This is a genomic window from Acinetobacter sp. HZNU-JH01 (assembly GCF_037996845.1).
Classification (GTDB): Bacteria; Pseudomonadota; Gammaproteobacteria; order Pseudomonadales; family Moraxellaceae; genus Acinetobacter; species Acinetobacter haemolyticus.
The window spans coordinates 1,728,862-1,742,026 of sequence record NZ_JBBMZX010000001.1 but is presented as its reverse complement, the minus strand read 5'-3'; the positions used below and the strand labels follow the sequence as shown (position 1 = coordinate 1,742,026).

General features: G+C 40.9%; 11 protein-coding genes. 8 read left to right on the top strand and 3 right to left on the bottom strand.

The window, feature by feature from the left end; all coding sequences use genetic code 11:
• The first annotated feature begins 7 nt into the window (after positions 1-7).
• The gene (pdxH, locus tag AAC851_RS08345; protein ID WP_100833071.1) at positions 8-664 is read left to right on the top strand and encodes a pyridoxamine 5'-phosphate oxidase; all 657 of its coding nucleotides are present in this window, start codon (positions 8-10) and stop codon (positions 662-664) included.
• The gene (gene recJ / locus AAC851_RS08340) at positions 665-2,365 is read left to right on the top strand and encodes a single-stranded-DNA-specific exonuclease RecJ (RefSeq protein WP_340600752.1); all 1,701 of its coding nucleotides are present in this window, start codon (positions 665-667) and stop codon (positions 2,363-2,365) included.
• 47 nt (positions 2,366-2,412) lie between these two features.
• Here recJ and AAC851_RS08335 read toward each other — a convergent pair whose 3' ends face one another.
• Positions 2,413-3,327, bottom strand: a complete 915-nt coding sequence (locus AAC851_RS08335; protein WP_340600751.1) for a putative porin — start codon at positions 3,325-3,327, stop codon at positions 2,413-2,415.
• A gap of 264 nt (positions 3,328-3,591) precedes the next feature.
• Entirely contained in the window at positions 3,592-4,374 is a 783-nt protein-coding gene (locus AAC851_RS08330) for a putative porin (RefSeq protein WP_340600750.1), read from the bottom strand.
• A 410-nt stretch (positions 4,375-4,784) separates the two neighbouring features.
• On the opposite strand from AAC851_RS08330, the gene prfB reads away from it, so the two are divergent.
• The 5 genes from prfB to AAC851_RS08305 all read left to right on the top strand — a co-directional run bounded on the left by prfB (position 4,785) and on the right by AAC851_RS08305 (position 9,734).
• A protein-coding gene (gene prfB / locus AAC851_RS08325; RefSeq protein ID WP_100222739.1) for a peptide chain release factor 2 occupies positions 4,785-5,880 on the top strand; the annotation gives its coding sequence in 2 pieces (ribosomal slippage) (positions 4,785-4,856 and positions 4,858-5,880; 1,095 coding nt in all).
• A 275-nt stretch (positions 5,881-6,155) separates the two neighbouring features.
• Positions 6,156-6,458, top strand: a complete 303-nt coding sequence (locus AAC851_RS08320) for an ArsR/SmtB family transcription factor (RefSeq protein ID WP_075314431.1) — start codon at positions 6,156-6,158, stop codon at positions 6,456-6,458.
• Between the two features lie 55 nt (positions 6,459-6,513).
• Positions 6,514-7,578 (top strand): alkene reductase, encoded by a 1,065-nt coding sequence (locus AAC851_RS08315; protein WP_004641515.1) that lies wholly within the window; start codon positions 6,514-6,516, stop codon positions 7,576-7,578.
• Between the two features lie 129 nt (positions 7,579-7,707).
• Positions 7,708-9,027, top strand: coding sequence for a 3-deoxy-D-manno-octulosonic acid transferase (locus AAC851_RS08310; RefSeq protein WP_340600749.1), 1,320 nt, complete (start codon positions 7,708-7,710; stop codon positions 9,025-9,027).
• Positions 9,024-9,734, top strand: coding sequence for a 16S rRNA (uracil(1498)-N(3))-methyltransferase (locus AAC851_RS08305; protein ID WP_134251254.1), 711 nt, complete (start codon positions 9,024-9,026; stop codon positions 9,732-9,734). The genes AAC851_RS08310 and AAC851_RS08305 overlap by 4 nt, the downstream gene beginning before the upstream one ends.
• On the opposite strand, the gene AAC851_RS08300 is transcribed toward AAC851_RS08305, so the two are convergent.
• Entirely contained in the window at positions 9,714-10,703 is a 990-nt protein-coding gene (locus tag AAC851_RS08300; RefSeq protein ID WP_004641509.1) for a mechanosensitive ion channel family protein, read from the bottom strand. The genes AAC851_RS08305 and AAC851_RS08300 overlap by 21 nt on opposite strands.
• Positions 10,704-11,152: 449 nt before the next feature.
• Here AAC851_RS08300 and acs point away from each other — a divergent pair, with 449 nt between their 5' ends.
• The gene (gene acs, locus AAC851_RS08295; RefSeq protein ID WP_075314437.1) at positions 11,153-13,111 is read left to right on the top strand and encodes an acetate--CoA ligase; all 1,959 of its coding nucleotides are present in this window, start codon (positions 11,153-11,155) and stop codon (positions 13,109-13,111) included.
• Positions 13,112-13,165: the final 54 nt, after the last annotated feature.

Genomic DNA, 13,165 nt, shown 5'->3' with positions numbered 1-13,165 from the left:
AATACCAATGAGTGATGTGATTAAGGATCTGAGTGAATTACGATTAAGTTATGAACAAGGTGAGTTGCATGAAGCACAGATCAGCGATCATCCTCACCTGCAATTCTTGAATTGGTTTAATCATGCTTTGGCGGCACATTTACATGAGCCGTATACGATGTCTTTGGCCACTGCAAATGCACAAGGTCGCCCACATGTACGGACTGTATTATTACGTGGTGCGACAGAAGCAGGCTATGATTTTTATACCAATTATGACAGCCAAAAAGGGATAGACCTTGCTGAAAATCCATTCGCTGAGTTGTTATTTTACTGGCCAAGTTTAGAGCGACAAGTTCGTATCAGTGGTCAAGTGATCAAGATCTCTGAACATGAATCAACTGAGTATTATTTAAAGCGCCCCCGCGATAGTCAAATCGCCGCGCATATCAGCACTCCACAAAGCGGTAGAATTGCGAGTCGAGAAGAGTTACAGCAGCGTTTTTATGACTTACAGCAGCAAGTGGGTGAACACGGTGAACTCACTAAACCTGATTTTTGGGGCGGCTATCGTTTAGTTGCTGACTATTATGAGTTTTGGCAAGGGCGTCCAAATCGTTTACATGACCGCTTGAGTTATGAAAAACAGGATGGGCAATGGGTTATACAACGTTTGATGCCATAAATGACACAGATAAAAATTCAACAAAGACCTTTGCTTACACGCCCTGAACAGTTTCAGGGCGTGCCTACGTTTATTGCTGAAATATTAGCAAGACGAGGTGTTCAATCAGAGCAAGAACTTGAGCTCAAGTTAAAACATTTATTGCCCCCTACTTTAAAAGGGATCGATGCCGCAGTTGAATTGATTGATCAAGCGATTGATCAACAAAAGCAAATTGTCATCATTGGTGACTATGATGCGGATGGGGCAACCAGCACTGCATTGATGGTTTTGGTTCTACAAGAAATGGGGGCAAGAGTAGAGTATTTAGTCCCTGATCGCTTTAAGTATGGTTATGGGCTCACGCCCAAAATTGCTGAATTGGCAAAGCAGAGTTATCAGCCTGATTTGCTGATCACGGTCGATAATGGCATTTCCAGTCATGCTGGTGTAGAAACAGCACAAGCTTTAGCTATGCAGGTGATTATTACCGATCACCACCTCACGACGAAACCAACACCTGCTGCTGAAGCGGTGGTTAATCCAAATCAATTGGGTTGTGATTTCCCAAGCAAAGCTTTGGCTGGGGTAGGTGTTGCTTTTTATGTATTGGCAAAATTAGCCAGTTACCGTGCTCAGTATGGAAAAAGTAGCTGTAAAGTCACTCAATATTTAGACCTCGTGGCATTGGGAACCTATGCTGATGTCGCAACCTTGGATTACAACAATCGCATATTGATTGATGCGGGGCTGAAACGGATCCAGCAGCATCAATGTCGTGTAGGAATTCTGGCTTTATTAGATATTGCGGGACGTGATGCTGCGAGTTTACGTGCACAGGATTTAGGTTTTGTCCTTGGGCCTCGTATTAATGCCGCAGGGCGTATGGAAAGCATGCGAATCGGCATTGAATGTTTACTTGCAAACGATATGCAAACCGCTTATCCAATCGCACAGCAGCTCAATCAATTAAATCTTGAGCGCCGGCAAGTTGAAACGGAGATGAAGCAACAAGCACTTTCTGCCTTGCAACATATCCAATTAACAGCTGAGCAAATACCGCCAGCATTAGTGATGTTTGATGAACAATGGCATCAAGGGGTGATTGGTATTGTCGCTGGGCGACTTAAAGAACAGTTTTATCGCCCAAGTTTGGTATTTGCACCTGATGAAGATGGGATACACATCAAAGGTTCTGCGCGTTCTATTGATGGTATTCATATCCGAGATATGATTGAATCCGTGGCAGAGCAGCGTCCAGATCTACTGAGCCATTTTGGTGGTCATGCAGCAGCAGCAGGTTTAACGCTTAGGAAAGAACATTTTGATGAGTTTAAAAGCCTCTTTACTCAAATGATCGCCGAGATGGATTCTGATTTATTTCAGGCCACCTTGTGGACCGATGGAGAGTTGGGGGATTCAGCTCTTCATTTAAGCTCTTTGGATTGGATTGAGCAGCTTGGACCTTGGGGACAAAAATTTCCTTTGCCGCAGTTTGAAGGACGATTCCAAGTGGTTGATTATCGTTGGCTTAAAGATCAGCATTTAAAACTAAAATTGGCAGTAGGGTCACACTCAATTGACGCGATTGCTTTTAACGCAATAGATCGTTTCGAATTTAACCCAATGCTAGGGTATGTCGATTTAGTCTATAGTTTAGAGCGCAATGTATTTAATGGAAGTACCAGTCTGCAATTACAGATTGTGCATCTTCAACAATAAAAAAATCCGCTCATATTGAGCGGATCTTCACTGTTTTCTAAAGTAATTTAGAAACGGAACGTTCCGTTGATACCAAATGAGTCTGCACCGTCAATCGTAGTATAACCAACACCTACAGCAACTTGTGGTGTAAAGAATTTTTGTGCACGAATGCTAAAAATACTATCTGATTCATCTGCAGTTGAGTCAGCAATTGAAACTCCGACACTAAGTGTTGGATCTAGATAGAGATCTGCAGCGAAGCGGTAAGTGGTTTCATCGCCAAAATAACTTTGTGCTTCAAAGTTGGTATAGTAACCACCAACTTGAGTGACATATTTAGCACGAAGTGTTACAGCCTTATCATCATCTTCACCAGTGACAACTGCTGCATTTGTATAAGTCGTAATAAAACCATATTTTGCGGCTTGGATTGGATCAAAGCTCTCTGATAGATCCGCAACACCTATAGCAAGTAACAAGCCATTCATTGGAAGGAAACCAGCTTCAAAAGCATAACCAGCACCATCAGTACTTTCACTATAAGAATATCCAAAAACCTTGGAGCTATTCTTTATGTCAGTTCTGTGGAGACTCCCAGAAATGTAGAACTGTGAGTCTGGAATAAAGAATTCACCATTGACACCTACAGTATTAAACTCTTGTTTTAAGTTCGCAGTTACGGCAGGGCTATTCCAAAATAACTCATTTTCTTCAAAGCCAATTTTCATTGATTGTTTAGCATAGGTATAACCTAAACCAATATTTGACGCTTTATCTAAAAAAGCAGTTTCTGCTAAAGGCACATTTCGAGTTTGAACTGGATTAAAGTAGTATTTTCCACTAATAGTCGTTGTATTAACTTTTACTCCTCCATCAATATCAGTATATTCATAAGCACCATTGACTTCTGCTTGATATGCATTTGCATTAAAACCAACGAATGAGGATAAAAGCGCTGTAATTAGACTAAGTTTTTTCATTGATTGATAACCCCTTATTAAAATAAGTCATTTATTAATATTGTGTTGCACGGGGTAGTTTAGTGAAAAAAAACCATACGTCAATTATTAAATGAATGGTCAAATTGATTATATATTTATCGTTTAAAAAAGACATTTATGCTTTTAGGGAAGTTGGATTGTTATTCTGATTTGGTTGAAATTATGTATATAAAAATCGCCCTGAAATATTCCTATTTCAGAGCGATTATGTATTAGACGAAAACGTCTATTTTAGTAATTACATTAGAAGCGATATTTTGCTGCAACACCAAATGTATTGTAGTCATTTTTAGCAACGGTTCTGTCTTTACCGAAACCAATACGTCCTTCTAAACTCATTTGTTGGTTGAAGAATTTACGTGCATTCACACCAAATTCACGTTGTTTAGTGAGATCATTGTCGTAGTAATCAGCACCAACACTGAATGTTTTATCGATGTAGTAATCCGCTGCTAGGTTAAACTCATCTAAGTCACCGAATGCTGCACCAGCTTCTAAGTTGATGTCATTACCGCCGACTTGAGTCACATATTTCGCACGAATAGTTGGATCAACACCATCGTCAAACTTGTTGTCATAGCCTTTCGCGCCCACAGCAACTAAGAAACCTGGTGCTGGTAAATAACCAACTTCAGCACTGTAATAAGTAGTTTTGATATCACGTGCATGATTTAGCTTCAAGATATTACGGCTAACATCACCACTGACATAAAAATCTGAGTTAGGAACAAAGTACTCGACGCCAACACCATAGGTATTGTCATCAGTATCACCTTTGTCTTTCCAAACTGCTTCAGCGCTAACGTTACTTGCACGATCTAAAAATGCTGCTTCAGCAAGTGGCGCGTTACGAGTTTGTACAGGATTGAAATAGTATTTACCATTAATCGCGAAGTCACTGCCTGAACTACCTTTGTCAGGGTCGATATAACCTACAGATGCCCCAACTTCAGCTTGATACGCATGAGCAGTGGCTGTTACTGCAAATACAGATAAAAGTGCTGATGCAATTGCTAATTTTTTCATGGTTATGCCCCTTTGAGATAATGAACCAAATGAAATTTCGATTACATGTTTTGTTACAACTTCCAGTCTAGGCTAAAACCAGCATGCGTCAATCCTTCGTCAGTAATCAGATGGTACAAATGTAAATGTATTGTAAGTTTTTTTATTTAAGATATTGATTTTAATTGTAAAAAATTAATGTTTTGATTTATTAAAACATAGGATGGATTGTGTGTTTAGGTATTCTTCGTGTAATTATTGAACACTATTGTCGCTAAATGTGTCGTTTGAGAGTTATAAAACCGATAAGGAAAAATGTTGATGTTGATCTTGTTTCGCAATTATTGCTCTCACCTGATAGAGGCTGTGTCGGCTATATCAGTTATGTTAAAATATCAAATTGAGTGAAAAATTTTTGTGAGAAAACACACGTGGAAATTAATCCGTATTTAGTTCAATTGAAAGATTTATCTGATCGTAGCCAAACACTACGGGGGTATCTTTGACTACGATCTAAAAGTTGAGCGTTTAGAAGAAGTTTTAAGAGAATTAGAAGACCCTGCGATTTGGAACGATCAAAACCGTGCTCAAGCCATCGCCAAAGAAAAGGGCAGTTTAGAAAATACCATTGGAGTGTTTGATCGTCTTGCTGAACAGCTTGATGATGCAAAAGCAATGCTTGATTTGGCTGTTGAAGCTGATGATGAAAGTCTATTGCTCGATGTACAAGCTGAGTTGGACAGTGCAGAACAAGCTTTAGGTAATCTAGAATTCCGTCGCATGTTTAGCAATCCCATGGATCCGAATCCATGCTTCCTTGAAATTCAGTCAGGTTCTGGCGGAACAGAAGCACAGGATTGGGCGTCTATGCTATTGCGTATGTATTTACGTTGGATCGAACGTCATGGCTTTAAGGCCGAGTTGATGGAAGTTTCAGATGGTGATGTTGCGGGTATTAAATCAGCAACAATTCGTGTCGATGGTGAGTTTGCTTATGGTTGGTTACGTACTGAAAGTGGTGTGCATCGTTTAGTACGTAAATCGCCATTTGACAGTAACAATAACCGTCATACTTCATTTTCTGCGGTATTCATTTCACCTGAGATTGATGACAATATCGAAATTGATATTAATCCTTCTGACGTTCGTACTGATACCTATCGTGCTTCGGGTGCAGGTGGTCAGCATATTAACAAAACCGATTCTGCGGTGCGTTTAACGCATGCTCCGACAGGAATTGTGGTGGCGTGTCAGAACCAGCGTTCGCAGCACGCGAACCGTGACCATGCATGGAAGCAATTACGTGCCAAACTCTATGAGTTAGAGATGAGCAAGCGTAATGAAGCTGCACAAGCATTGGAAGATTCGAAGTCTGATATTGGTTGGGGAAGTCAAATTCGCTCTTATGTCTTGGATGATTCACGAATTAAAGACTTACGGACTGGTGTGGAGAATTCCAACACTAAAGCTGTGCTAGACGGTGACTTAGATAAGTTCATTGAAGCGAGTTTGAAACAAGGTTTATAAGAACCTCTCTCAATCACTTCTTAAAAGAGGGAGACGTCTTCGATGGTTTAATCGAGTGTCCTCTCTTTTGAAGAGATGAACTTTCTCAGTATTCTGAGAGAGCAGAAGGAGGGGTATAAAGAAATTCAGAACGGCAATCTCGTTCAGTACCTTAAGGTTAATCGGAAAAATATGATATTAATATCGAAAAAAATAGATATTAATATTTATAAAATTCGATATACTGATTCTAGGTGCTGAACAAAGCTTTGCCTGTTGAGAAACATGGTGAGTCTATGGATATTGATGTTATAAGCAAGGCCTTAGCCAATCCATTACGTCGACAGATCTTGCAATGGTTAAAAGAGCCTGAGCAATTTTTACCTGTACAAGAATGTGGTGGCAGTTTTGAACGCGGTGTATGTGCAGGACACATCGAACGTTTAGGCAAAGTTGCGCAATCGACGATGTCGAATCACTTGTCTGTATTACAGCAAGCGGGTTTGATTAAAGTTGAAAAATATGGGCAATGGTCATACTTCACACGTAATGAAGCTTTGATTCAGCAATACATCGAATATTTAAAACAAACACTATAGCCGTGAGTCAAGACTTGGTCTTTAAGCTTCGGTTCATAGTGAAGTTGAGGCGATCATGGCAGAATTAAGCTCTACCTTACAAGTAGGTGATTTTACAATTAAAAACCGTTTGGTTTTAGCTCCATTAACCCGTGCACGTAGTGGTGAAGAACGTATTCCAAATGATTTGATGGTGGAATATTACCAACAACGTGCGAATGCGGGTTTAATTATTACTGAAGCAACGGTGATTAGTCCTAAGGCCGTGGGATATGCCAAGACACCAGGTCTATGGTCACAAGAACAAGCTCAAGCTTGGCACAAGATTGTTGATGCCGTACATGCACAAGGTTCAAAAATAGTTGTTCAACTTTGGCATGTGGGCCGTATTTCGCATCCTGACCTATTGGATGGCGATACACCTGTTGCACCAAGTGCAATTCAACCTGCTGGTGAAGTGAGTTTACTTCGTCCAAAACGTCCTTTCGTCACGCCTCGTGCTTTATCACATGAAGAAATTCAAGAAATCGTAGCGGAATATAAACATGCTGCTGAACAAGCCAAAGCAGCAGGTTTCGATGGGGTGGAGCTACATGCAGCCAATGGTTATTTGATCGATCAATTCTTGCAAAGTAAGACCAATACACGTGATGACGAGTATGGTGGTTCTATCGAAAACCGTGCACGTTTGTTATTACAGGTCGTGGACGCCTTTATTGAAGTGTGGGGCGCAGGTCGTGTCGGTGTACATTTAGCACCACGTGCTGATTCGCACGATATGGGGGATGAAAATCCATTGGCAACCTTTGGTTATGTGGTGGAGCAGTTAGATCAACGTCATGTTGCATTCATTTTCACGCGTGAATATGAAGCAGAAGACAGTTTAATGCCAAAATTGCGTCCTAAATTCAAAGGTACTTGGATTGCCAACGAAAAATTAACGCCTGCATCAGCAAAACGCATTTTGGCGACTGGGCAAGCGGATGCTGTGGCATTTGGTTTAGCGTATATTGCCAATCCGGATCTATTTGAGCGTTTACAATATGATTTACCTTTAAATCAGGTAAACTTTCAAACTTTATATGCTGATGGTGCAGAGGGATATACGGATTATCCTGTTTTTGAAAAACTAGAAGCATAAGCTTCTATTCGAACACTCATGTCATTAATGGTTGTTAAATCGTCTTAACAGAACCAACAAAAATGGCATGAGTTTTTTATTGAAATTCCGCATAATAAGCACATATTAAATCGTGAAATATGGTCTAGGATGGCGCAGCAAAACGCAGTACAGCAAACACCATTTTGGTATAACTTTTTATTGACCTGTCTCAAACCCTTATATCGTTGGAAAATAAAACAACGTGCAGAAAGTGATGCGCTGTATCAGCAAGAATGTGTGGAGCGGTTTGGTCCCTTCCAGCCACCAAAAAATTTAGCGACCATTTGGTTTCATGTGGTTTCTGTCGGTGAAACCAATGCTGCACAGCCTTTGATTGAGCATTATTTAAAATTAGGTCATCCAGTACTGGTTACCAATACCACCAAGACAGGTCAAGCTCGAGCAAAATCACTTTTTTTAAAAGCGCCTTATCTTGATTTATTTCAGGCGGTTTACTTACCCGTTGATCAAAAGTCATTACTCAAACAGTTTTTTGAGTTATATCAACCAAAACTCTTGGCTTTGGTTGAAACTGAAATTTGGCCGAACTTAATTGCTGAAGCAAGACAACAACAAATTCCCTGTATTTTGCTCAATGCACGCCTTTCGGAAAAATCAGCCAAAGGCTATGGAAAAGTGAGTCGTTTAACTCGACCGATGTTACAACAGCTGACTTGGCTGTTGGCACAAGATAAAGCTACCCAACAACGCTATATTGAGTTAGGTCTGGATCGAACAAAAAGTCAGGTCTTAGGAAATATAAAATTTGATATTACTGCTCCCCAGCAGTTTATCGAGCAAGCAGAACAATTAAAACAAGACTGGAATTTACTTGGGCGGCAAATTATCACTTTAGCCAGTACGCATGCCCCTGAGGAAGAAAATTTACTTAAACAATTACAGCAATATTTAAATTCAAATCCTCATCTACTTTGTATCGTTGTTCCTCGTCATCCAGAGCGTTTCGAGGAAGTGTATAAGGCTTGCCAAAGTTTAAATTTAAATACGCAACGTCGTAGTCTTAAGCAAACGATTCAAGCAGATACGCAAGTTTTTTTGGCTGATAGTATGGGCGAAATGTGGTTGTGGTATGCCTTGAGTCAAGCCTGCTTTGTAGGTGGATCATTGAATGAACCAGGTGGTGGGCATAATATTCTAGAGCCGATGGTTTTAGATGTCCCAACGGTGATTGGTCCCCGTTATTTTAATTTCCAAACCATCGTGGATGAGTTTGTTGCAGAGCGGGCGATTTTGATTGGCGAGAATGCTGAGCAGGTTACGGCACAACTTCTCAATTGTTTGAATGATTCAACGCAACGTCAGCAGTTAATCGAACAGGCTCAAGTGGTGTTACAGCGTAATCAAGGTTCGTTGCAAAAGCATATTCAATTACTTGATCATTATTTGAAGCAAACTGATTTGTCATGAATATGGTTTTATTGGAGCCACATCAAACGGCTAGTGCTGATCAATGGTTAATCGACAACCCACGTCAATTAAAACATTTACAGCAACATCTGCAATTAAGTGCCGGCGATACATTAAAAATAGGTATTCGCAACGAGCAGCGTTATTTAACAGAAGTGTTGTATGTTTCCGAGCAAAGAATCATTGTTAAACCGATTCGAGTTGAGGCAATTCCTGAAAAATTACCAGTCCATCTGATTTTGGCTTTACCTCGTCCTAAAGTGTTGCGCCGTATGGTGATGGATGCTGTGACTTTGGGGGTGGAACGGATCAGTTTAATCCATAGTTATCGAGTCGATAAAAGCTATTGGCAAACGCCGTTTTTGCAACAATTGGATGATTATGTGACGCTTGGCTTAGAACAAGCCGGCGATCCGATTGCTCCTGAGATTCAATTGTATAAGCGGTTCAAGCCTTTTGTTGAAGATATCTTGCCTTGCTTTATCACGACTGAGGCCGCTGCATATGTCGCACATCCTTATGCTGAAGCGGTTATGCCTCATGCGATTCAACATCGATGTAGTGTGATCGTTGGACCTGAGGGAGGATTCATTCCATATGAGATTGAATTGATGCAAAAAAATGGTTGCCAAGCAGTATGCTTAGGCAACCGAATCTTACGCACAGAAACAGCAGTAGCACATATCTTAGGACGGCTGTTTATCTGAAGGCTGCATCACTGTTGGCAATTGTGCGGCTTGATTTGCCTGAACTTTGAGTTCTTGGATTGGGTATGGAATATTAATATCTTGAGCATTAAATGCTTGTTTTACTTGAGCTTGGATTGAGCTTGTCGATGATAAAATATCGGTTTCTGTGGTATCAATCCACCAACGAACAGTTAAGTTGACTGAGAAGTCTGCCAGTGCTGTTACATTGACTGAAAATTTTGGTTGGCTTAACACATTACGGTCATTGTTTAAAATGTCCAAGACAATTTGTTTCGCTTTCTGTTCATCATCATCATAACCAATGCCAACGACAAACTCACAGCGGCGTTGTTGATAAGCCGTATTTACCGTTACGGCACTGGTATAAACCGTCGCATTTGGAATCACAATTCGACGACCATCGTAAGAGCGTAAGAAGGTGGCGCGAATTTGAATATCCTCTACAGTACCTTCCATGCCATTGACGATGATGGCATCCCCTATGCGAAATGGTTCACCCAATAAGATGAGTACGCCAGAAAGTAAGTTCTGAAAAATATCCTTAAAAGCAAAACCAATCGCGACTGAGCCGATTCCTAAAGCTCCAATGAGCTGGCTCGGTGTAAACCCAGGAATCGCGATCACCAAAGCAATCAAGAAGCCAAAAAATAGAATGAAAGTGCTACCGACACGATGTAATACCAGAACCAAGTTTTGTCGTGCATAAGAACGATTACTGAGTGTTTTATTCACAAAAACTTTGAATAGTTTTGTGAGTAGCCAAAAAATCACAAAAACAATAATCGCAAGACCGATATAGGGGATACGATCCCAAAACGCATAGATCATTTTATCGATAGCACTGTATGCATCTTGATATTTTTCCGTATGCGCTAGGACTGTTTCGGTCGTTTTGCTGCCAGCTTGTTGGATCAATGTGCCTGTATCTTTGGCGACACTTGTTAAGGTGATTTGTTCGTTTGCCAAGGTAAGATCTCTATTTCACGGTGAGGGAGGAATCAGGTGCGCCATCATAATCAATTTATATTGGGCACGCATGAGAAATTGGTTTGTCATGATATGGTTTTATTTTATACCGAATCGGGCATGATCGTTTATGATGATTGTTGGAAGATTTGTTGTCAAAAATAAACATTTTTATCGGTTTATTTTTTATACTTTGGTCTGTTGATAGATGGTCAATGATCAAAACAATGATCTTTTTTGAAAATAAAAAACATCGACAAGCGGTTAATATTTAAATTATTTTGAGGGACTTTATGTGTCGAATTGGTCGAAGAGGTCGCAAACTCCTACGACCAAAGCCGCATTGTTTACCCTTATAGATGATCGCCATACTGCAAATGAGCACAGACATACCAAAGAAATAGATGAGTACATCTAAGGTATGAGATAAAAGACCAAGGAAGTAAGTTATGAAAGAAATCTACCCAGTGCCTGAAAAATTTAAAGAAATGGCAAGGATCTCGGAAGCAGACTATTTCAATCGTTATCAATACTCTATTGAGCAGCCTGATGCTTTTTGGGCAGAAGAAGCACAAAATATTGATTGGATTAAACCTTTTACTCAAGTCAAAAATACTAATTTTGACCCCGCGAATTTTAAAATCGAATGGTTTGCCGATGGTGAACTAAACGTATCAGCAAATTGCTTAGACCGTCATTTAAAAGATAATGCATTAAAGCCAGCGATCATTTGGGAAGGTGACCATCCTTCACGTCACAAGATCATCTCATTTGCTGAGTTACATGACGAAGTTTGTCGTTTTGCAAATGTATTAAAGAAACAAGGTATTAGCAAAGGCGACCGTGTTGTTTTATATATGCCAATGGTCCCTGAAGCAGCAATTGCGATGTTGGCTTGTGCCCGCATTGGTGCTGTGCATTGCGTCGTTTTTGGCGGATTTTCACCTGATTCACTGGCAAGCCGTATTGAAGACAGTCAAGCAAAATTAGTCATTACTGCGGATGCTGGCATGCGTGGTGGTAAGTTAATTCCATTGAAAGAAAATGTGGATGCCGCTTTAGAAATTCAGGGTACGGAAAGTGTAGAACATGTGATTGTGGTGCATCGCACCGGTAATCCGATTCAGTTTAATGAAGCACGTGATTTATGGTATCACCTCGAAATCATGGAAGTTGACGAGCATTGTCCACCTGAACCAATGAAGGCAGAGGATCCGTTATTTATTCTCTATACATCAGGTTCAACAGGTAAGCCGAAGGGTGTGTTACATACAACGGGTGGTTATCTGGTCTATGTCAATACCACATTTAGAGAAGTCTTTGATCTCAAAGAAGATGATGTGTACTGGTGTACCGCAGATGTGGGCTGGATTACAGGACATAGCTATTTACTTTATGGTCCACTGTGTAATGGTACAACCACGGTGATGTTTGAGGGGATTCCTCAGTATCCAACATGGGCACGTATTGGCCATGTAATTGATAAGCATAACATTACTATTTTATATACCGCACCTACTGCGATTCGTGCCATGATGCGTGAAGGGGATGCTTATGTCCGTGAGAGTGATCGTAGTAGCTTACGTTTACTCGGTTCAGTCGGCGAGCCAATTAACCCTGAAGCATGGAACTGGTATCACGAAGTGGTTGGTGAAGGACGCTGCCCGATTGTCGATACATGGTGGCAGACGGAAACAGGTGGTATTTTGATTTCACCGTTACCGGGTGCAACCGCTTTAAAACCGGGTTCGGCAACACGTCCAATGTTTGGTGTACAACCTGCATTGGTTGATGGGGAAGGTAACCCACTTGAAGGTGCGAATGAAGGGAACCTCGTGATCAAGGATTCTTGGCCGGGTCAAATGCGCACGATTTGGGGTGATCCACAGCGCTTTATTGAAGCTTATTTCTCAACTTTCAAGAACTGCTATTTCACTGGCGATGGTGCACGTCGTGATGAAGACGGATACTATTGGATCACAGGTCGTGTTGATGATGTACTTAATGTTTCCGGACATCGTCTAGGGACTGCTGAAATTGAAAGTGCATTGGTTGCCCATGAAGCGGTTGCAGAAGCTGCTGTTGTTGGTATGCCACATGACATTAAGGGGCAGGGAATTTGTACCTTTGTAACCTTACAAGCAGATGTGTCAGAGTCTGAGGAGTTGCGTAAGGAGTTGGTCAATTGGGTACGTAAAGTTCTTGGACCAGTGGCAACGCCAGATGCCTTGCATTGGGCACCTGCTTTACCAAAAACACGCTCAGGTAAAATCATGCGCCGTATCTTGAGAAAGATTGCAGCAAATGAACTGGACAGCTTAGGTGATACTTCAACGCTTGCTGAGCCAGCCGTGGTAGATGCGTTAATCGCAACGGTTTACCCAGAAGTGAGTAGTGCAGAAGGTTAAACTTAAAAAGCCCCCAAGCCGAGTCTTGGGGGTAATTTTGCGCCTTTATCTTTA